14 protein-coding genes are annotated in these 21,574 nt (G+C 73.2%); 10 read left to right on the forward strand and 4 right to left on the reverse strand.

What is annotated here, in order from left to right; translation table 11 throughout:
• Positions 1-40: 40 nt before the first annotated feature.
• Genes B9W62_RS03015 through B9W62_RS03050 form a run of 8 tightly spaced genes read left to right on the forward strand, consistent with a single transcriptional unit; the run spans position 41 to position 9,149 of the window.
• On the forward strand, positions 41-847 hold the full coding sequence (locus B9W62_RS03015) for an HlyD family efflux transporter periplasmic adaptor subunit (RefSeq protein WP_087804921.1): 807 nt from the start codon (positions 41-43) through the stop codon (positions 845-847).
• Positions 844-3,066, forward strand: coding sequence for an NHLP family bacteriocin export ABC transporter peptidase/permease/ATPase subunit (locus B9W62_RS03020; RefSeq protein WP_087804923.1), 2,223 nt, complete (start codon positions 844-846; stop codon positions 3,064-3,066). Before B9W62_RS03015 ends, B9W62_RS03020 begins: the two co-directional genes overlap by 4 nt.
• 1 nt (position 3,067) lies before the next feature.
• Positions 3,068-5,890: an NHLP bacteriocin export ABC transporter permease/ATPase subunit gene (locus B9W62_RS03025; protein WP_087804925.1), complete on the forward strand. Its 2,823-nt coding sequence runs from the start codon at positions 3,068-3,070 to the stop codon at positions 5,888-5,890.
• Between the two features lie 30 nt (positions 5,891-5,920).
• Positions 5,921-6,931: a Ppx/GppA family phosphatase gene (locus B9W62_RS03030; protein WP_087804927.1), complete on the forward strand. Its 1,011-nt coding sequence runs from the start codon at positions 5,921-5,923 to the stop codon at positions 6,929-6,931.
• Between the two features lie 44 nt (positions 6,932-6,975).
• The gene (locus B9W62_RS03035; RefSeq protein ID WP_087804929.1) at positions 6,976-7,155 is read left to right on the forward strand and encodes a hypothetical protein; all 180 of its coding nucleotides are present in this window, start codon (positions 6,976-6,978) and stop codon (positions 7,153-7,155) included.
• A 55-nt stretch (positions 7,156-7,210) separates the two neighbouring features.
• On the forward strand, positions 7,211-8,242 hold the full coding sequence (locus B9W62_RS03040) for an iron-containing redox enzyme family protein (RefSeq protein ID WP_087804930.1): 1,032 nt from the start codon (positions 7,211-7,213) through the stop codon (positions 8,240-8,242).
• A gap of 30 nt (positions 8,243-8,272) precedes the next feature.
• On the forward strand, positions 8,273-8,917 hold the full coding sequence (locus tag B9W62_RS03045; protein WP_179235318.1) for a HemK2/MTQ2 family protein methyltransferase: 645 nt from the start codon (positions 8,273-8,275) through the stop codon (positions 8,915-8,917).
• On the forward strand, positions 8,898-9,149 hold the full coding sequence (locus B9W62_RS03050; protein ID WP_179235319.1) for a CDGSH iron-sulfur domain-containing protein: 252 nt from the start codon (positions 8,898-8,900) through the stop codon (positions 9,147-9,149). The genes B9W62_RS03045 and B9W62_RS03050 overlap by 20 nt, the downstream gene beginning before the upstream one ends.
• A 159-nt stretch (positions 9,150-9,308) precedes the next feature.
• Here B9W62_RS03050 and B9W62_RS03055 read toward each other — a convergent pair whose 3' ends face one another.
• Complete coding sequence (locus tag B9W62_RS03055) at positions 9,309-9,743, reverse strand: protease inhibitor (RefSeq protein WP_087811709.1); 435 nt, start codon at positions 9,741-9,743, stop codon at positions 9,309-9,311.
• Between the two features lie 359 nt (positions 9,744-10,102).
• On the opposite strand from B9W62_RS03055, the gene B9W62_RS03060 reads away from it, so the two are divergent.
• Positions 10,103-11,272 carry a lactate 2-monooxygenase gene (locus B9W62_RS03060; protein ID WP_087804934.1) on the forward strand — a complete coding sequence of 390 codons (1,170 nt, stop codon included), beginning with the start codon at positions 10,103-10,105 and terminating at the stop codon, positions 11,270-11,272.
• Between the two features lie 40 nt (positions 11,273-11,312).
• Here B9W62_RS03060 and B9W62_RS03065 read toward each other — a convergent pair whose 3' ends face one another.
• The 3 genes from B9W62_RS03065 to B9W62_RS03075 form a co-directional block, all read right to left on the reverse strand.
• A complete protein-coding gene (locus B9W62_RS03065) occupies positions 11,313-12,920 on the reverse strand; it encodes an RICIN domain-containing protein (RefSeq protein WP_087804936.1) in 1,608 nt (535 codons plus the stop codon).
• Between the two features lie 345 nt (positions 12,921-13,265).
• Positions 13,266-15,509 (reverse strand): cellulase, encoded by a 2,244-nt coding sequence (locus B9W62_RS03070; RefSeq protein WP_087804937.1) that lies wholly within the window; start codon positions 15,507-15,509, stop codon positions 13,266-13,268.
• A gap of 171 nt (positions 15,510-15,680) precedes the next feature.
• Positions 15,681-18,767, reverse strand: coding sequence for a glycoside hydrolase family 2 TIM barrel-domain containing protein (locus B9W62_RS03075; RefSeq protein ID WP_087804939.1), 3,087 nt, complete (start codon positions 18,765-18,767; stop codon positions 15,681-15,683).
• Between the two features lie 277 nt (positions 18,768-19,044).
• Between B9W62_RS03075 and B9W62_RS03080 the strand changes: the two genes are divergently transcribed.
• Positions 19,045-21,426 (forward strand): SpoIIE family protein phosphatase, encoded by a 2,382-nt coding sequence (locus tag B9W62_RS03080; RefSeq protein ID WP_179235320.1) that lies wholly within the window; start codon positions 19,045-19,047, stop codon positions 21,424-21,426.
• Positions 21,427-21,574 lie beyond the last annotated feature (148 nt).

Raw genomic sequence — 21,574 nt, forward strand, 5'->3', positions numbered from 1 at the left:
TCATGTCGGCCGTTCACACCGAGCCCTGGATTCGTCAGCCGTGCAGTTCCGCCAACAGGCCCTCGCCAAACTCCAGTCACCGGAGGAGCTCGATCTCCCGGTGCGCTTCGCCCGTCCCCAGGGCTGGCTGGTGCTGTCCGTGACCGTGGTCGCGATGGCCGCCGCGTCCGTGTGGGCGGTGGGCGGCTCGGTGACCTCCACGGTCGCCGCTCCCGCCATCCTCACCCACGGGCAGGGCAGTTACCTGTTGCAGAGTCCCGTCTCGGGGCAGGTCACCGCGGTTCTGGCCCGCCCGGGGCAGCGGCTGGCCGCCGACGCCCCGGTGCTGAAGGTCCGCACCGCCGAGGGCGAGACGGTGGTCCGCTCGATCGACGCCGGCCGGGTCAGCGCGCTCGCGGCCACCGTCGGGCAGATCATCAGCACCGGCGCGAACGTCGCCTCGGTCGAGAAGGTCGCCCACGCCGACGACCCCCTGTACGCCACCGTCTACGTCCCCGCCGAGAAGGCCGCCGCCATCCCCGCGCACGCCTCCGTCGACCTGACCGTCCAGTCGGTGCCGACACAGCAGTACGGCGTCCTGCACGGCGAGGTGAAGGCCGTGGACCGCTCGGCCCAGTCGGCGCAGACGATCACCGCGTTCCTCGGGGACAGCCAGCTCGGCGAGCAGTTCACCGAGGACGGCAGGCCGGTGGCCGTGACGGTGCGGCTGGACACCTCCGAGTCCACGAAGAGCGGCTACGCGTGGTCCTCGGCCGACGGACCGCCGTTCGGACTGACCTCCATGACGCTGGCCTCGGGCTCCATCCGGCTCGCCGACCAGCGTCCCGTCGATTGGCTGCTGCCGTGAGCACCGCACAGGAGACCCGGGGCAGGCGCCGGGCCGCCCCGCCCAAGCGCACGGTGCCCAAGCCGCGGGCGAAGACGGTCCGCACACCCACCGTGCTCCAGATGGAGGCCGTGGAGTGCGGTGCCGCCTCCCTGGCGATGGTCCTCGGCCACTACGGCCGCCACGTCCCGCTGGAGGAGCTGCGCATCGCCTGCGGCGTCTCCCGCGACGGCTCGCGCGCCAGCAATCTGCTGAAGGCGGCCCGGAGTTACGGGTTCACCGCCAAGGGCATGCAGATGGACCTGGCCGCCCTCGCCGAGGTGACGGCGCCCGCCATCCTGTTCTGGGAGTTCAACCACTACGTCGTCTACGACGGGATGGGCCGCCGGTTCGGGCGGCGCGGGGTTTTCATCAACGACCCGGGCAAGGGCCGCCGTTTCGTGTCCCTGGAGGACTTCGACGGCAGCTTCACCGGGGTCGTGCTGACCATGGAGCCCGGCGAGGACTTCACCCGGGGCGGCCGCCGGCCGGGTGTGCTCGGCGCGATGCCGGCCCGGCTGCGCGGCACGGCCGGGACGCTGCCCGCCGCCGTGCTGGCGAGTCTGCTCCTGGTGGCGGTCGGCGCGGCGGTGCCCGCGCTCAGCCGCACCTACATCGACATGTTCCTGATCGGGGGGCAGACCTCGCTGCTCGGCGTGCTGTTCGCGTCGATGGGGGCGTGCGTCCTGCTCACGGTGGTGCTGACCTGGCTCCAGCAGGCCAACCTGCTGCACGGGCGCATCATCTCCTCCACCCTGTCCAGCGCCCGCTTCCTGCGGCACCTGCTGCGGCTGCCGGTGACCTTCTTCTCCCAGCGCAGCCCGGCCGACCTGGTGCAGCGGCTCCAGTCCAACGACGCCGTCGCCGAGACGCTGGCCCGCGACCTCGCCGCGGCGGGCGTGGACGCGATCGTGGTCGTCCTGTACGCCGTGCTGCTGTACACGTACGACCCGCAGCTCACCTTCGTCGGCATCGGCGTGGCGCTGCTCAACATCCTGGCGATGCGGGTCGTGATCCGGCTGCGCGCGACCCGTACGGCGAAGCTGCGGGCGGACACGGCGCGGCTGACCAACACCGCGTACACCGGCCTCCAGCTGATCGAGACGATGAAGGCGACCGGCGGCGAGGACGGCTACTTCCGCAAGTGGGCCGGCCAGCACGCCACCACGCTGGAGGAGCAGCAGCGACTCGGGGTGCCGAGCGCCTGGCTGGGGGTGGTGGCACCCACGCTGGCGACGCTCAACAGCGGGCTGATCCTGTGGATCGGCGGCATGCGCGCGGTCGAGGGCCACATCTCGGTCGGTCTGCTGGTCGCCTTCCAGGCGCTGGTGGTCCGCTTCACGGCCCCGCTGACCCGGCTGAACGGCGTCGCGGGCCGCATCCAGGACTTCGCGGCCGACGTGGCCCGGCTGAAGGACGTGGAGAACTTCCGCGCGGACCCGCTCTACGACCGCCCCGGCGGCGGCGACTCGACCCGCCGGCTGCACGGCCACGTCGAGTTGCAGAACATCTCCTTCGGCTACAACCCGCTCGACAAACCGCTGCTCACCGGCTTCGACCTGACCGTCGGCCCGGGGCAGCAGGTGGCCCTGGTCGGCGGGTCGGGCAGCGGCAAGTCGACGGTGTCGCGGCTGATCTCGGGCCTGTACGCGCCCTGGGACGGCGTGATCCGCATCGACGGGCAGCGGCTCGACGACATCCCGCGCGGGGCGCTGGCGTCCTCCGTCTCCTTCGTCGACCAGGACGTGTTCCTGTTCGAGGGCTCGGTGCGCGACAACGTGGCGCTGTGGGACCCGTCGATCCCCGACGACGCCGTGGTGGACGCGCTCAAGGACGCCGCGCTGTACGACGTGGTGATGCGCAGGCCGGGCGGCCTCCACAGCCCGGTCGAGCAGGACGGCCGGAACTTCTCCGGCGGGCAGCGCCAGCGCCTGGAGATCGCGCGGGCCCTGGTGCGCCGGCCGAGCATCCTCGTCCTGGACGAGGTGACCAGCGCGCTGGACGCGGAGACGGAGCTGGTGGTCATGGACAACCTGCGCCGGCGCGGCTGCGCCTGCGTGGTGATCGCGCACCGGCTCAGCACCGTGCGGGACAGCGACGAGATCGTCGTCCTGGAGCACGGCACGGTGGTGGAGCGCGGGCGGCACGCGGAGCTGGTGGCACACGGTGGCGCGTACGCGGCGCTGGTCGGGGAGCGATGAGATGACGACCGTGCAGGAGGGACAGGGCGACCTCGTCCTCGGGGCGCTCGGCTCGCTGGGCACCCGCGTCGACTGCGCCGGGTTCAACCGCCTCGACCTGGAGGGGCCGCAGGTGCTGTGGCTGGTGGTGTCCGGTGCGGTGGACCTGTTCGCGGTCGACGCCGGGGAGCAGGGCCACTGGCACCACCTGGGACGCCTGGAGGCGGGCTCGGCGCTCCTCGGGCCGGTCGCCGGACCGCGGCACACGCTGGTGGCGCGTCCGCTGCGGGACTGCGTGGTGCACCGCATCGGACTGCGCGAGCTGTACCAGCCGGCGAACACCCAGACCTGGTCGTACGACGCGTACGGCAACCCGCAGTACGTGCCGCCGACGACGAGCCCGCTGGAGTACGCCCTGGCCCTCGGCGTGGGGCGTGGCCTGACGGTCCTCTTCCAGGCGCCGATGGCCGCGGAGCGGGCCGGCGCACCCACGGACGACGACGTGTTCTGGATGCAGGTGCCGCCGGGCAGCGTGCAGTACGGGGCGGTGTACGGCGAGGAGGCGGCCGCCGACCTGCTGATGGACCCGGCGCTGTGGCAGAGCCTGGTCGACCAGCAATACCGGCTGCTGACCACTCTGGACCGGTGGATCGAGCAGCTGGAGCGTACGCACGAGACGCGCACGGCGGCCGGTATCGAGGCCGGTGAGGCGGTGCGCGCGCAGGCCGACCGGACGCTGCTGGCCTCCATCGGCAAGCGCTCGGCGCAGCGCGCCACGGCCGCGGACGCGGACGCCACGTACGCAGCGTGCAGGCTGGTCGCCCGCGCCGCCGGGATCCCGCTGGCCGAACCGGCCCTGGGCGGCACCGAGAGCGACCGGCTCGACCCGGTGGAGCGCATCGCGCTCGCCTCTCGGGTGCGCACCAGGTCGGTGCGGCTGGCGGACCGCTGGTGGCGGGAGGACGTGGGGCCGCTGGTCGGGCACCGCACCCTGTCCGGGGCGCCGGTGGCGCTGCTGTGGCGGCGCGGCGGCTATGCGGCCGTGCATCCGGCGACCGGTCGTGAGACGCCGGTGGAGCGGGCGAACGCCGGGGAGTTCGAGCCGCGCGCGGTGATGTTCTACCGGCCGCTGCCGGAGCGGCGGCTCAGTCCGCTGCGACTGCTGCGGTTCTGTCTGGCGGGCACGCGCCGGGATCTGACCGGTCTGCTGCTCGCCGGTCTGGTGACGGTGGCGCTCGGCGCGCTGGTGCCGATCGCGACGGGCCGGGTGCTCGGCGAGTTCGTGCCGAAGGCGCAGACCGGGCTGATCGTGCAGGTGTGTCTCGCGGTGATGCTGAGCAGTGTCGTCGCGGCCGCCTTCATGCTGCTCCAGAACCTCACCATCCTGCGTCTGGAGGGCCGGATCGAGGCGACGCTCCAGCCCGCCGTGTGGGACCGGCTGCTGCGGCTGCCGACGAAGTTCTTCACCGAGCGCTCCACCGGCGAGCTGGCGAGCGCGGCCATGGGCATCAGCGCGATCCGCAGGCTCCTCGCGGGCGTCGGTCCGACGGTCGCCCAGTCGGTGACGGTCGGGGCGATGAACCTGGGCCTGCTGCTCTGGTACAGCGTGCCGATGGCGCTCGCGGCGATCGGCATGCTGGTGGTGGTCGCCGGGGTCTTCCTGGGGCTCGGGCTGTGGCAGGTGCGCTGGCAGCGGCGGCTGGTCAAGCTCACCAACAAGCTGAACAACCAGGCGTTCCAGACGCTGCGCGGACTGCCCAAGCTGCGGGTGGCGGCGGCCGAGAACTACGCCTACGCGGCGTGGGCGGAGCGGTTCGCGCACAGCCGGGAGTTGCAGCAGCGGGCGGGGCGGATCAAGAACCTGAACGCGGTGCTCGGCGCGGTGTACCTGCCGCTGTGCACGCTGCTGATGTTCATGCTGCTCGCCGGTCCGGCGCGGGGTTCGATGTCGGCGGCCCAGTTCCTCACCTTCAACGCCTCGGTGACGATGCTGCTGACCTCGGTCACCCAGCTGACCGGCGCGTTCGTGTCGGGGGTGGCGGCACTGCCGCTGTTCGAGGAGATCCGGCCGGTCCTGGACGCGGCGCCCGAGGTGCGGACGGCGAGCACCCGGCCGGGGCCGCTGTCGGGGGCGATCGAGGCGCGCCGGCTGTCCTTCCGGTACACCGACGACGGGCCGCTGGTGCTGGACGACGTGTCCTTCGAGGTGCGCCCCGGGGAGTTCGTGGCGGTCGTCGGCCCCAGCGGCTGCGGCAAGTCGACCCTGCTGCGGCTGCTGATCGGCTTCGACCGGCCGCTGTCGGGCAGCGTCCTGTACGACGGGCAGGACCTGGCCGCCCTGGACCAGTCGGCGGTGCGCAGGCAGTGCGGGGTGGTGCTCCAGCACGCGCAGCCGTTCACCGGTTCGATCCTGGACGTCATCTGCGGCACCGAGCCGTACACGCCCGAGGAGGCGATGGCGGCGGCCGAGATGGCGGGGCTCGCGGAGGACATCAGGCGGATGCCGATGGGGCTGCACACCATCGTGTCGGGCGGCGGCGCGGTCTCCGGGGGCCAGCGGCAGCGGCTGATGATCGCGCAGGCGCTGATCCGCCGGCCGCGCGTCCTCTTCTTCGACGAGGCGACCAGCGCCCTGGACAACGAGACGCAGCGCACGGTGATCGAGTCCACCAAGGCGCTCAACGCCACCCGTGTCGTGATCGCGCACCGCCTGTCGACGGTGCTGGACGCCGACCGCGTGATCGTGATGGAGGACGGCAGGGTCGCCCAGCAGGGCCCGCCGGCCGAACTGCTGGCCGACACGGGCGGCAGGCTGCACGAGCTGGTGCGGCGCCAGATGGCCTGACCGGCGCTCAAATGGGTACCTGTTGCCCTCATGCGGATCAGCGTGGTGGATGTGGGATCGAACACGGTCCGGCTCATGGTGGCGGACGCCGAGGGCGGGGTCCCGCTGCCGGTGCACACCGCGAAGTGGCGGCTGCGGCTGTCCGAACAGGTCAGGCCGGGCGGTCCGGTCCCGGAGGAGGCCGTGGAGCGGCTCGTCGAGGCGGTCGCCGACGCGAGCAGGACCGCGGACCGCTGGGGCGCGTCGGGGCCGCTGGCCTTCGCGACCGCCGTGGTGCGCGCCGCGCCGAACCGGCGCGAGGTGCTGCGCACCGTCCACGCCCGTACCGGCGTGCCGCTGTGCACCCTGCCGGGCGAGGTGGAGGCGGAGCTGACGTTCCTGGGGGCCCGGCGCTGGATGGGCTGGCGGTCGGGGCCGCTCGCGCTGCTGGACATCGGCGGCGGCTCGCTGGAGATCGCGTTCGGGCGTGGCCGGCTGCCGGGCTTCGTGGCCTCGCTGCCGCTGGGGGCGGGCCGGCTCACCCATGAGTTCCTGGCGGGCGGCCTGGACCCGGCGTCGCCGGACCAGCTCAAGGCGCTGCGCCGCAAGGTCCGCCACCAGCTGCGGGACGCCGCCGCGCGGATCCGCTGGGAGGGACCGCGGACCGCGGTCGCCACGTCGCGGACCTTCCAGCAGCTCGGTCGGCTGTGCGGCGCCCCGCCGGGCCGGCACGGGCCCTTCATGGAGCGGCGGATGCGCTGCTCGGATCTGGGGGACGCGGTGGTGCGCCTCGCCGCGCTGTCCGCCGTCGAGCGGGCCCGGCTGCCCGGCATCTCCGCGCCGCGCGCGGCGCAGAGCCTGGCCGGCGCCGTGGTGGGCCACACCGCGATGAAGCTGACCGGTCTGGAGTCGGTGGCGCTGTGCCCCTGGGCGATCCGCGAGGGCGTCCTGCTGCGCCACATCGAGGACGGTCCGTCCTGGTGGTCCGAGGTCGTCCGCCGCAGCGACGAGGCCGCTCCCCCGGCGCCGGTGCCCCTGCGCCTGGCGTCCGCGTCGAACTGAACGACGGCGAGCACAGCCGTACGAACGGAAAGAGGAGGACCCCCGTGTCCCACAACGGCGAGCACGACCACCAGCAGCCCGAGACCGCCATCGAGGAGGTGCTGCGGGAGATCGAGGAGGCCAGGCCCCGCGACGCGGAGTCCGACGAGGGCGGGCGCCGGGGCGAGGCGGGGGACGCCACCTCGCCGAACACCGGTGCCCAGGAGGACGTCGAGGGCGAGTGACGTCCCGCTCCGCGCGACCGGGGGTGCCACGGCGGTGTCCGGGTACTCGCGGCGCATGGAGTACGACCGCGAAGGACCACAGCTGCCGACGGCCCGGGGACCGGTCTCCGGGGCCGTCGGCGCACATCTGCTCGGCACCGGCCCGCTGCCCTCCCCCGAGGCCGTCGCCGCCGCGCCCGTGTACGGCGACGACCTCCAGCTCGCCCTCTACCAGTGCTACGAGCTGCACTACCGGGGTTTCGAGGGCGTCTCCCCCGGCCTGGAGTGGGACCCAGGCCTGCTGGGCGTGCGGGCCGCGCTGGAGCGGCGTTTCCTGTCCGCCCTGCGGGCCGACACCCCGGTGCACGACAGCGTCGCGGACGCCGTCGGGGCGCTGCTCGTCGAGCCCGTCCACGGCGAGGGGGTCAGCCACTTCCTGCGGGACGAGGGCGAGTGGTGGCACCTGCGCGAGTACGCGGCCCAGCGCTCCCTCTACCACCTCAAGGAGGCCGACCCGCACGCCTGGGTGCTGCCGCGGCTGTGGGGCCGCCCGAAGGCGGCGATGGCGGCGGTGGAGTTCGACGAGTGGGGCGGTGGCCGCGCCGAGCGGGTACACGCCCGGCTGTTCGCCGACCTGATGACGGATCTGGACCTGGACACCACGTACGGGGCCCATCTGGACGCGGCCTCGGCCGAGTGCCTGGCCACGGTGAACATGATGTCCCTGTTCGGCCTGCACCGGTCGCTGCGCGGCGCGCTGGTGGGGCATTTCGCGGCGGTGGAGATCACCTCGTCGCCCGGTTCCCGGCGGCTCGCCGAGGCGATGCGGCGCACCGGCGCGGGTCCGGCCGCCGAGCACTTCTACGACGAGCACGTCGAGGCCGACGCGGTGCACGAGCAGATCGTGCGGCACGAGGTGATCGACGGCCTGCTGGAGCAGGAGCCGGGGCTGGCGGCGGACGTCGTGTTCGGCATCGACGCGACCGGACACCTGGAGGAGCGCCTGGGCACCCGGCTGCTCGCCGACTGGCGCGCGGGACGGTCGTCCCTGCTCAGGCCGCTGCCCGCCACGCGCCGCGCACCCGGGGAGATCGCTCATGTTTTGTGACGGCCGGGGTACGTGGGTTCCGTGAATTTCATGGTGCTACCGGGCGTCTACGCCCCTCAGGAGGACACCGCCCTGCTGGCCGGGGCGCTGTCCGACGAGTCGCTCCCGCCGGGCGCGGCCGTGCTCGACGTGGGCACCGGCTCGGGTGCCCTCGCCCTGGCGGCGGCGCTGCGGGGCGGCCGGGTGACCGCGGTGGACGTGTCGTGGCGCGCGGTGTGCGCCGCGCGGCTCAACGCGGCCCGGGCCGGGCTGCGGATCCGCGTCCGGCACGGCAACCTCTTCACGCCCGTGCGCGGCGAGTCGTTCGACCTGGTGCTGGCCAATCCGCCGTACGTGCCGGCCCCCGGCGCCGGCCGTCGGCCGCGTGGTGCCGCGCGGGCCTGGGACGCGGGGTGCGACGGCCGCATGGTCCTGGACCGGATCTGCCTGGAGGCGCCCCGGCTGCTGCGCCCGGGCGGGGTGCTGCTGCTCGTGCAGTCGGCGCTCAGCGATCCGGCGAGGACCGAGGCGCTGCTGCGCGAGGCGGGCCTGAAGGCCGCGGTGATCCGGCGGCGGCGGATCGCGTTCGGTCCGGTGCTGCGCGGCCGCGAGCGCTGGCTGCGGCAGCGCGGGCTGCTGTCCCTGGCCGAGCACGAGGAGGAGTTGGTGGTCGTCCGTGCCGAACTCCCCGTCTGACGTCCCGCGCCCGGCGGACGCGCCGCGCCGGATCAAGGTCCAGCGCCGGGGGCCGCTGCTGGTGGAAGGGCCGGTGGAGGTGGAGCTGGAGGACGGCACGACGGTGTCCTCCGACCGCTTCCGGGTGGCGCTGTGCACCTGCCGGCGCAGCCGGCGCTTCCCCTGGTGCGACACCAGCCACCGCGTCCGGTCGTCCGGCGCCGATGGTGACGGACCGCCCGCGAAGGGCTGACCCCCGGTCCGGGGCACGCGGTCCCGGGTGCGGGAGGGCGGCGGACGGCCCCACTCCGTCCGCCGCCCCCGGTGCGGGCCCGCGGGACCCGTACGGCGGCGCTCGCACTCCCCAGTAGCGAGCAGCCGATCACGCCGTACCGTCCCGGCGGTCCCGGTCTCAGAACGTGAAGACGCTCGCGCTGCCCGCGTTCTTCACGCACTCGTTGGCGAAGGTCCGTTCGTAGGAGAGGCGCCGGCCCTGCCAGACCCCGTCGACGGTGACGACCACGGGGGCGTACTCCCGGGTGCACATCACCGGTTCCCCGGCGGCCAGGGCGTCCGGGTCGCCGTGCGCGGCGCGCAGTTCGGCGCAGGCCGCGCCGGCCGCCGGGTGGGTGCCGGAGGAGGTCGGGGCGCAGGTCAGGGTGACCGCGCGCAGGGGGCCGGCGGTGGCAGCGCTCTCTCCGTGCCCGACCGTCAGCACCAGGGCCGAGGGGGCGTGGAGCGACGCGGGGGCGGTGGCCGGGGAGGCGAGGGAGGCCCCGGCGAGGGGCCCGCAGACGGCGGTGGCCGTCAGGCCCAGAGTCGCTGCCCAGCGCGCGGTGTTCCGCATGGTGTGCATCCTTCCGCTCGTTTCGAGGGTGGTGCCGCTGCGGCTCCGGTAGGTGCCGCAGCGGCGAGCGCGAGTCTGCCGAGTCCGGCACCGAAACTCATCTCGACCCCATGGGTTTCGGTAACCTTGCGTATTGAATCAGTGGCGTGAAGTCACGGAATTTGAACGTTCCAAGTCCACAACTGGGCTTTTCTAGATCGAATGTTGAGACCAGAACTGGCCGAATGGCGTGATCCACACCTTCGCCAATCGGCCTGAAACACCTCTGAAACACCCGCGTCGACCCTGGCGGCCACCCCCTGCGTACCCGCGAGTAGGGTGCCGGCAGCGCGAGCTCGACGACGAGAGGCGGACGTGGGATGCCGAAGCACTGGGCGGACTTCCAGTACGAGATCTATCTGAACGGCATGACGGGCGCGGTGCCCCGCCTGCCCACCGACCTGACCCGGCTGGAGGAGCTGACCGAGCGGCGCCTGGGCCCCGGGCCCTTCGGCTACGTCGCGGGCAGCGCGGGCGACGGCAGCACCGCCCGCGCCAACCGGGCGGCCCTGGCCAGGCGCCGGATCGTCCCGCGCATGCTGCGGGACGTGCACGAGCGCGACCTGCGGGTCGAGGTGCTGGGCCGTGAGCTGCCCGCGCCGCTGGCGCTCGCGCCGGTCGGCGTCCTGTCGATCATGCATCCGGACGCCGAGCCCGCCGCCGCCCGGGCCGCCGCCGCCCAGGGCGTGCCGTACATCCTCTCCTCCGCCTCCAGCACGCCCATGGAGCAGGTCGCCGAGGCGATGGGCGACGCCGAGCGCTGGTTCCAGCTGTACTGGCCGAAGGACCGCGAGGTGGCGCGCAGCTTCCTGGAGCGCGCCCGGACGGCCGGGTACACGGCGCTCTTCGTCACGCTGGACACACCTCTGCTGTCCTGGCGCCCGCGCGACCTCGACCAGGCGTACCTGCCGTTCCTGCACGGAGTGGGCACCGCCAACTACTTCTCCGACCCCGCGTTCCGGGCAGGTCTGGCCAAGCCGGTCCACGAGGATCCGAACGCGGCGGTGATGCATTTCGTCGGCATGTTCTCCGATCCCGCGAAGTCCTGGCCCGACCTGGCGTTCCTGCGGGAGAACTGGGACGGTCCGATCGTCCTCAAGGGCGTCCTGCACCCGGACGACGCCCGGCTCGCCGCCGACGCCGGGATGGACGGTGTGGTCGTCTCCAACCACGGCGGCCGCCAGGTGGCCGGTTCCGTCGCGGCGGCGGACGCCCTGCCGCGCGTGGTGGAGGCGGTCGGCGACCGGCTCACCGTGCTCTTCGACAGTGGCGTCCGCACCGGCGACGACGTCTTCAAGGCACTCGCGCTCGGCGCCCGTGCCGTGCTCCTGGGCCGTCCCTACGTCTACGGACTGGGTCTGGACGGCCAGGCCGGCGTCGAGCACGTGATCCGCTGCCTGCTGGCCGAACTGGACCTCACCCTGGCCCTGTCCGGGCACGCCTCACCGGCCACGCCGGTCCCCGCCGACCTGGTCGAGGACCCGGCGTGAGGGGACGACGGCGCCGTCGCCCCGAACGGTGCGGGTCCGCTCAGCCGCCGGACAGGTCGACCGCCCGCGCGCCCGGGTCGTCGGTGCGGGCGATCGACAGGGAGCCCTCCGCCGTCGGCACCGGGTCCGTGCGCCAGCGCTGGGTCTCGGAGCCGTCGTGCACCTTGACGACGATCTCGGCGTCCGGGGCGCCGGTGGTGGCGGCGAGCGCGAGCAGCTTCTGGCCGCGCGGCACCAACTCCCCCCGGCCGGTGAGGTCGTAGCGCACGTCGTCGCCCCGCTCGGTGCCCGCGTCGGCGCAGGTGCCGAGGATGACGACGCCGGCGTCCGCCCGCGAGTCCAGGCACAGCCCCGGGTCGGCGACGCTGCGCAGCAGCCCGTCGTCCTCGTAGGTCCACTGCTGGGTCCACGCCTCGGAGCAGTCCGCCAGCCGGGCACCGGCACCGGCCTTCGGCTCGCCCCGGACGTCGAGGCAGAGGTCCGCGGCGGCGTTGCGCAGCCGGGTGCGGTCCGCCGCCGCGGGCATCCCGGCCGCGTCGGGCGGTTTCGGGCGGCTCGTCGCGGACGTCTGGCCGTCGCCGTCGACCGCGCTGGTGGAGGCGGCAGGATCGGCGCCGCCGCCGTCGTAGGACCACACGCTCACCACGAGCACGATGGCCAGCACCCCGGCGGAGGCGGCACCGAACTGCCGGAGCACCGACCGTCCGGAACGCGGCCGGCCCGGCGTCCCGCGCACCGGCACCGGAATCCGGGCCAGCAGCCCGGGGCGTGCGCCGCGGTGCCGGGCGGCGCCCTTGGCCAGCGCGCCGAGCGTAGCCCGGGCCGGGCGGGAGTCGAGATAGCGCCGGGCGCCCCAGCCGAGCACGGCCTCGGCGATCAGGGTGCCCAGCTCCCGCTCGAAATGGCCGAGTTGGTCGGCCGCGTGCCGGCAGTGACGGCAGTCCGCGAGGTGTTTGCGCACGTCCGGCAGCAGGGCGCCGCCCCGGCGGATCGGGACGTCGAGCAGCCTGCCCTGGAAGCGGCACTCCTGACTCGGCGCGAGCTGCCGGTGGGCGTGCAGACAACCCTCGCGGAATTTCTCACGCGCCTGTTCGAGAGTGGCCGACGCGGTGTCGGTGTCCATGCCCAGCAGACCGGCCGGGACAGTTATCGACTCGCCTTCGACCTCCGTGTGCCACAGCAAACTACGGGCGGGCCCGGGAAGAGAGGCGAATGCCCGGGCGGCCAGCGTGCGGTTTTCCGGGGTCAAGGACTTCGCCGCCCGCATGCCCCGTCCGCCGGCCGGTTTGAGCAACTGCGGCACGGCACCGGATATCGCGTCGTCGGCGGACCACTGGCGAACCGTGTCGCGCACGGCCACCAGCAGGCGCGGGCGCAGCGCGGTGGCCGCTTCGCCCTCGGCGAGCCGGGCCAGCACCCGGTGCCAGGCCGCCGCGGTGACCATGCCGGTGACCTGGGCCGAAGTGGCGAGACAGATGGTGGCGTAGTCGTGCGCGGGCTGCCAGTGGCGGGCCATCAGCAGCGCGGCGATCCGGGCCCTCTCGCTCTCCGGACCGTCCCGGAGCCGCGCGGCCAGCAACTCGTCGGACTCCCCGGGGTCCCCGCCCGCGGGCGGGTGGGCGGGCCGAGGGGGGTGGGGGGTGGGCACTGAGGTGTTTCCTTCCCACGCGCAGGCGACTCAGAAGTTCCGATCGCCGAAAAGGACCCACCAATTGGTGTGTACCTCTTGGGCGGAGCGCGAGAGGTGTGAATTCGCCATGGCGAAAAGCGGACCCGGCCCGTCAAAGCGCGTGCGAGACCCGGCCTTTACCCCCCGCACGGGTGCTTCACTCTCGCACAAACCACTCATGGTCAACAAGGCGACCGGGCAACATCGGCCGCCTTTGAAAGAAGGTCAGAATCCACGGCACGCCAAGAGGGCCGCACCGGTTTTCCGCATTCTCGGAGCGGAAGCGGTACGGCCCTCGACGGGGGCGGTGACAGGATCAGCCGGTCATCCCTGGTCCGCCACGAAGGAGGCCATCCGGGCCAGCGCGGCGTTCCAGTTGATCGTGTGCTCGTTGGTCGACCAGGACTGGATGTCGTCGATGAAGCAGAACTGTCCGACGCAGCCCTGGAGTTTGCTCTGTGCGTAGGGGTCCTGGATGCTCGAGTTCGGACCGCCGGACAGGGTGCCGTCGGGCGGCGCGGGCAGGGCGGGGTCGAGCTGGTGGGCGTACCAGCGGCTGTGCTGGTTGTGCGCGTTGGCCTCGCCGTATCCGGTGACGTACGACATGTTCAGCGCGTTGCGGCCGAGGATGTAGTCCATGCTCTGCACGGCGCCGTCGCGGTACTTGGAGCCGCCGGTGATGTCGTAGGCGGTGGCGAGGACGACCGCGTTGTTCAGGATCTGGTGGCTGGAGCCCCAGTCGTACACGTTGCCCTCGGGTGCGTAGGGCATGCCGTACGGGTGGGCCTTCAGCGTGGCCAGGTAGCCGTCGGCGCCCCGGACGACGGAGCGGCGCACCTGGTCCCGGCCGGGGAGGCGGCTCGGCACGGTCGCCAGGTCGAGGCGGGCGGCGGCCGCGGTGCGCGCCCAGTCGAAGCCGATCGGGCCGAAGATGTCGGCGGTGTGCACCGGGGAGTCCAGCACGTACTCCTTGAAGTCCCGCTCCCCCGTCGTCAGGTACAGCTCGGCCGCGGCCCAGTAGAACTCGTCGGCGACCTCGGCGTCGGGGTAGGCGCCGCCGCCGATGCCGTCGTTCGCGTCGGCGAGCAGGTCCGGGTGGGCCAGTGCCGCGCTCCAGGCGGTGCGGGCGGCGTCGAGCGCCCGGGCGGCGAACTCCCGGTCGTAGGGGCGGTACAGGCGGGCGGCCTGCGCGGCCGTCGCCGCCAGGTTGAGGGTGGCCGCGGTGGTCGGCGGGTGCAGCTCGCGCTTCTGCGGGTCGTCGCTGGGCAGCAGCGGCAGCCCGGTCCACTGCTCGTCGTGGATCTTGTGGTACGCCGTTCCGGCCAGCGGCTGCCCGTCCGGCACCTGCATCTTCAGCAGGAACTCCAGCTCCCAGCGGGCCTCGTCGAGGATGTCCGGCACCTTGTTGCCGCTCTCGGGGATGTCGAGCGAGCCGTCACCGAGCTTCGCGGGCTCCCCGGTGCGGGCGTGCAGGGAGCGCTCGTAGGTGCTGAGCAGCTCCCAGGTGGAGATGCCGCCGTTGACGACGTACTTGCCGTGGTCGCCGGCGTCGTACCAGCCGCCGGAGACGTCGAGGGTGTAGTCGCACACGCCGGGTTGGCAGGGCACCTCGGTGTCGCCCTGGTTGGGCGCCGTGCCCACGTGTCCGGCGGGGCGTCCGTAGCCGGGGCGGAGTCCGTCGCTGATGGCGGTGCCGCTGCGCTGCGTGTAGTAGTACTTCGCGGAGTCCAGGCGCAGCCGCTCGTAGGCGGCCGTGCCGATGTCGAAGGGGCGGCTGGTCTCCCCGTCGGCGACCAGCGTGTAGCCCTCGCCGCGCTTCTTGTACCGGCCGAAGTCGATGGAGTGGACGTTCTGCCCGGAGGAGGCGTCGACGCCGCGCGGCTCGCTCCGGCCGTGGGCGACGACCCGTCCGGCGTCGTCCTTCAGCTGCCAGGGCAGCCGGGCGGTGGCGTCGGTGACGAGCGTGGCGTTCTTGGGTCCCGACGGCAGGTAGGCGACCTGATTGACCCGCACCCGCGGCCCGGTGTCCGGCACGTAGGGCTCGGGCGCCACGCCACCCAGCAGGGACACGTCGTCCACGCAGAACCGCCAGGCGTCCGGCGTGCCGCCGAGCTGGAAGCCGACCTGGCCCTGGGCGGTGTCCACGGGCGAGGTGAAGGTGTACGAGTAGGTGTTGCCGGAGACGCTCAGCTGCGGGCTGATCTCGTAGTACGTGTCGTACGGGGACACCGACAGGCCGACGATCGCCCGGACCACGTGGTCGGCGGGCGTACCGGTGGCGGTGAAGGAGAACTTGTACGACTCCCCCGCGACCAGGGTGACGTCGTTCTGGCCGACGGCGGCGTCCCAGCGGTTGGTGGTGCCGCCGGGGGCGTCGGCGCACAGCCGGCCGTCGGTCACGGCGGCGGTGACGTTGCTGCTCGCCCACCAGGAGTCGGTGCCGTTGTCGAAGGTGCCGTTCCTGACCTGCTCGGTCTCCTCGGCGCCGGCCGGGGCGGCGGGCAGCGCGGTGACGGCCGCCGCCAGCAGGGCCGTCAGGCAGACGAGCGCGGTTCTGCGTCTTTTCACGTCCGGGCTCCTCGGGGGAGGTGGCGCTCGCCAGGAAATGGGAGCGCTCCCAAATGCGGTCGCAGGCCATGCTTGTGGCAGACATGACATGCCGTCAACGGTCCGGACGGGACCGGTTTCCGGAGTCCGTTCTCCGGTGCACGACGCCCGTCCGGACCGCCCCTCGACGGCTCAGGCGGCGGGCGCCTCCAGGCGGCTCACCCGGATCGCTCCCCGTGCCTCCCCGGGGTGACGGCTGGTCAGCGTGAGACGGACCCGGGAGCCCCGGAGCCGGTCGAAGGTGACGACCGTGGGCGTGTCGGAGGCGGTGGCCCACTCGGTCCTGGCCCGCGTGGCCGCACGCCAGGCACGGCCGTCCCAGACCTCCACCCCGACGTCCGCGGGCAGGCTGTGCCCTTCGTCCACGGTGAAGGAGACCTCGACCCGGTCGTAGGCGCGCGTGCGCCCGTGGTCCACCGAGATCCAGTCCTCGGCGCGGGCCCCGTCGAAGGCGGGCAGCAGCGCGGTGGCCGCCTTGTGGAAGCCGTTGGACCAGCCGGTGGCCGGGTCGCCGTCCAGCACGGCGGCGGGGAGGGTGTCGGGCCGCCCGGAGTAGCTCGCGTCCGCGTGCGGGTGGTCCACGGGCGCCGGGTGCTCGGGGCGGAACTCCGGTGCCGGCGTGGTCGCCCGGTCCGGGACCCGCCGGGCGCGGACCGTCGCCGTACCGGTGCGCAGCCCGTCCGCGCGGGCGGTCACCCGTACCGTGCCCGGGCGGGTGCCGGACCGGACGATCGCCAGCGCCTTGCCGTGGAAGGCGGTGCGGGTGCTCGCCTGGTAGCGCTCGGCGCTCTCCTGGCGGCCGTTGTCGAGCCCGGCGAGCGAGCCGCCCGCGACGTCGAAGGAGATCAGGTGCTCGGCACCCGGCACCACCACGCCGTGCCGGTCGACCACCTCGGCGGTCACGAAGACCAGGGAGCGGCCGTCCGCGTCGACGGACTCGCGGTCCGGGGTGAGGCGCACGGCGTGCGGCGCCTGGGCGGTGCGCAGGACGTCGGTGGCGACCGCCCTGCCGCCGCGCCGGGCGACGGCCTTCAGCTCGCCCGCTTCGAAGGGCACCGTCCAGGTCAGATGCAGCTTGCCCGCGCTGCCGTTGGGGCTGGTGTAACTGCCGGGCCAGGGGCCGTCGGTGAAGGTCTTGTCGTCGCCGGTGGCCTCGGTGGTCTCCAGGTAGGTCCGGCCGTCGACGGTCTTCTTGCGGTCGAAGCGGCGGGTGCCCAGGGACTTGCCGTTCAGATACAGCTCGACGGAGTCGACGTTGGTGTACGCCCAGACCTCGACGGTGTCGCCCTCGCGGTGGTTCCACGTCGTCGGCAGCAGGTGGACCATCGGCTCGTCGGTCCACTGGCTGCGGAACAGGTGGTACATGTCCTTCGGGAACCCGGCCGTGTCGACCGCGCCGAAGAAGGACGCCTTCACCGGGAAGACGTCGTACGGCGTGGGCTCCCCGAGGTAGTCGATGCCGGACCAGAGGAACTGCCCGGCGAACCACTTGCGGTCCCGGTCCTTCTTGTGGCCGTACTCGCCGCTCATCGTCCAGGAGGCCAGGTTGTTGTCGTAGGACGAGGTGGCCCGCCCGCCCGGCGTGTGGTTCTCCCCGGTGTTCAGGTGCTCGGGCTCCTGGTAGGTGCCGCGGGTGGAGGTCTCGGACGACGACTCGGACTCGAACAGGAACAGGTGCGGGTAGGCCGCGTGCAGGTCGTCGACGGACTTGGCGGTGTTGTAGTTGAGGCCGAGTCCGTCGAGCTTGGCGAGCATCAGGTCGGCGGCGGAGCCCTTGGCGGGCATCCGGCGGTATTTGTCCGAGCCGATGACGAGCGGGCGGGTGTCGTCGGCGGCGCGGACGGCGTCGATGATCCGGTCGGCCATGGCGAGGCCGGCGGTGGCGGTGGAGTCGGGGACCTCGTTGCCGATGGACCACATGACGACGGCCGGCGAGTTGCGGGCCGCGAGCACCATCTCGGTGGCGTCCCGCTCGCACCACTCGTCGAAGAACCGGCCGTAGTCGTAGCGGTTCTTGCCGGTGCGCCAGCAGTCGAAGGCCTCCACCAGCATGATGATGCCCATCTCCTCGCAGACCTCGATCATCTCGGGCGAGGGCGGGTTGTGCGAGGTGCGGAAGGCGTTGACGCCCATCGACTTCATGAGGGCCATCTGGCGGCGGATCGCGTCGATGCTGACCGCGGCGCCGAGCGCGCCGAGGTCGTGGTGCAGGTCGACGCCCTTGATCTTGGCGTACCTGCCGTTGAGGTGGAAGCCCTCGGCGGGGTCGACGTGGAAGGTGCGGATGCCGAACGGGGTGCGGTACGTGTCGACGGTCCGGCCGCCGACGCGCAGTTCGGTGTGCAGGGTGTAGCGGTGCGGGCTCGCGAAGTCCCAGCGCCGCGGCCGCTCGACGGTGAGTTCCTGGGTGCCGGTGGCCGTGTCGCCGACGTCCACCGTGGAGGCGGTGCGCGCCACGGTGCGTCCGTCGGCGTCCTCGACCGTCGACCGGATCTCGACCTCGCGCGCGGTACCCGAGGCGTTCACCACCTGCGTCGCCACCCGGACGACGGCACTGTCCTCGCTCACCGTGGGCGTGGTGACGTACGTGCCCCAGCGCCCTACGTGCACCGGCTCGGTGACGACCAGGCGGGCCTCGCGGTAGATGCCGCTGCCGGAGTACCAGCGACTGCTGGGCAGTTGGTTGCGCACCCGCACCGCGAGGACGTTCTCGGTGCGGCCGTCGGTGTGCACCAGGTCGGTGAGGTCGAAGGCGAATCCGGTGTAGCCGTAGGGGTGGTGGCCGACCTCCCGGCCGTTGCAGTGGACGCGGGAGTCCATGTAGACGCCGTCGAACTCGACCGAGATCCGCTTCCCGGCGTACGCGGGCGGCAGCGTGAAGGCGAGGCGGTACCAGCCGAGGCCGCCCGGCAGGAAGCCGGTGCCGCTGGTGGTGCCGTGTGCGGTGGTCGGTGTCTGCTCGATGCTCCAGTCGTGCGGGACGGCGACCTCGCGCCACGCCGAGTCGTCGTGGGCGGGATCGGCGGCGTCCGCGGTGTCCTCGGCCGCGCCGTCGAGGTCGACCAGCCGGAAGCGCCAGCCGTCGCGCAGGGCGACGGTGCTGCGGCCCGCCGACCCGCCGGGCGCGTCCGCGGCCCACGCCGACGGGGCGGTGAGCGCCATCCCGGCCGCGGGCGTGGCGGCGGAGGCGATCAGAACCGATCTGCGCGTGACCGTCATGACGGATCTCCCTCATCAGAACACATCGAGGCTCAGCAGAACTCAGAAGTACTCACAAGCGATCGTGAACAAACAGATTCTGACGTCGGGCCATACGTCCTCGTCAAGGCCACGGAAAGCACTTTCTGTCCGGCGCCGACCGGACCGCGCGGTGACCTGCGCGGCGGCCGGGCCCCGTGGGCCCGGTGGGTTCGGGTCCGCCCGGGGCCCGAACCCACTAGGCTGGGAACAAGGTGACGCGCTGATCACTGTGAGTGTGCGCAATGGAGTGGCGACGATGAGTCCGGTCAACCCGTTCGACGATGCCGCCACGGCCCGCGCCGTCGTCGACGGCTCCGGCACCTTGCGGGAGTGGAACGAGGGCGCCCGCCTGCTGCTCGGCCACCCGGCCGCCGAGGTCGTGGGACGCCCCGCCGCCGAACTGCTCGCGGACGACCGCGACGGCACACCTCCCGGACGCGACGACGAACAGTGGAGCGGCAATCTGGCCCTGCGCCACCGCGACGGTCACACGGTGTCGGTCTGGGTGCTCGCCCACCGCAGAGCGGCGGCGGACGGCGACCCGGCCACGTGGCTCGCCGTCACCCCCCTGCGATCCGGTCCCGAGCCGGAGGACGACCCCCTGGTCAGAGCGGCCCTCACCCAGTCGCCCTGCGCCATGATGATCTTCGACGACCAGCTGCTGCTGCGAGGGGTCAACAACGCCATGGCGGCGCTGCTGGGACTCCCGCCGGACCGCGTGCGCGGGCTGCGGGCCACCGACTTCGGCGACCGCCCGCAGAACGTGGAGCTGGAGCGGCGGATGCGGCGCGTGCTGGCCACCGGCCGCCGGCACGACATGCAGACCCGTCTCAAGGCCGTGGGCGAGAGCCGCGCCCACGCGTGGAACGCCCGGATCGCACCGCTCACGGACGCCGAGGGCCGGGTGCGCGGCGTGTGCGTGAGCGCCCACGACTTCACGGAGCAGCACCGCGCCCGCGAGCGGCTGCAACTGGTCAACGAGGCCAGCGTGCGCATCGGCACCACCCTCGACGTCATCCGTACGGCGCAGGAACTGGCGGACGTGTGCGTCCCCCCGCTCGCCGACTTCGTCAGCGTCGACCTGCTCGACCCGCACGAGCACGGCGGTGAGCCCGCCACCGTGGTCGAACCGCCGGTCGGCCTGCGCCGCACGGCGCACCGGTCGGTCGCTCCGGACCAGCCCCCGGCGGTGACCGAGCCGGGGCGGCTGGACGTCTATCCGGCCGGCTCGCCCCAGGCCGAGTGCCTGCTCTCGGGACAGGTGATCGTCGCCTCGGCGGCCTACGGCGACCTCGAACGCTGGCACCAGTGGGACCCCGCCCGCCTGCGCCGGGTGAAGGAGTACGGCATCCACTCCACGATGTCGGTGCCGCTCCAGGCCCGCGGCACCACCCTCGGCGTCGCGGTCTTCACCCGGTTCCGGCGCCCCGACCCCTTCACCCACGACGACGTGCTGCTCGCCGAGGAGGTCAGCGCCCGCGCCGCGGTCTGCATCGACAACGCCCGCCGCTACTCGCGCGAGCGCGAGGCCACGCTGACCCTGCAACGCAGTCTGCTGCCCCGGTGGCTGCCGCCCACCGCCGCGGTGCAGGCGGCGTCCCGCTACCTCCCCGCGGCCCGCTCGGGCGTCGGCGGCGACTGGTTCGACGTCATCCCGCTGTCCGGGATGCGGGTCGCCATGGTCGTCGGGGACGTCGTCGGCCACGGCATCCCGGCGTCGGCCACCATGGGCCGGTTGCGTACCGCCGTGCGCACCCTCGCCGACATCGACCTGACGCCCGAGGAGTTGCTCACCCACCTCGACGACCTGGTCGTCCGGCTGTCCGAGGAGTCGGGCGACGACCGGGCGGGCGAGGTCGGTGCGACGTGTCTGTACGTGGTGTACGACCCCGTGTCCCGGCGCTGCTCGATGGCCCGGGCCGGACACCCGGCACCCGTGCTGGTCCCGCCGGACGGTCCGCCCGAGCAGGTGGCACTGCCCTCCGGGCCACCGCTGGGCGTGGGCGGGCTCCCGTTCGAGTCCGCCGAGTTGGAGCTGCGCGAGGGCAGCGTGCTGGCGCTGTACACCGACGGTCTGGTCGAGAGCCGGGACCGGGACACCGATGTCGGCCAGGCCCTGCTGCGCGAGGCGCTCGCCGCCCCCGCCGACTCCCTGGACACCGCCTGCGACCGGGTGCTGCACCGCCTCCTGCCGTCGGGCAGCGCCGCGGACGACGTGGCCCTGCTGCTGGCCCGCACCCGGGGACTGCCCGCCGGGCAGGTCGCCACCTGGGACATCCCGGCCGACCCGGCGCTGGTCGCCCCGGTGCGCAAGCAGGTCCTGGACCAACTGTCCGACTGGAACCTGCTGGAGGCGACCTTCACCGCCGAGCTGGTCGTGAGCGAGCTGGTCACCAACGCCATCCGGTACGGTTCTCCGCCGATCCGGCTCCGGCTGATCCACGACACGGCCACCCTGATCTGCGAGGTCTCCGACACCAGCCACACCGCGCCGCATCTGCGCCGGGCCAGGACCTGGGACGAGGGCGGGCGCGGTCTGCTCCTGGTGGCTCAGCTCACCCAGCGCTGGGGCAGCAGGCACACGGCCGAGGGCAAGACGATCTGGGCCGAGCTGGGGCTGCTCGACGACGAGGAGTGAGCCCGCGCCACGACTCCCCCGCCACGCCTGCCACGAGCCCTCGCCACGACGCCTACCACTGCGCCCTTGGCACGATGCCCATCACGTGCCCTCGCCACGGTGCCCTTGCTCCGGCGCCGTCGCCACGATGCGGAGTGCGCCCCCTCGT

Source organism: Streptomyces sp. CS113 (assembly GCF_002188365.1).
Classification (GTDB): Bacteria; Actinomycetota; Actinomycetes; order Streptomycetales; family Streptomycetaceae; genus Streptomyces; species Streptomyces tendae.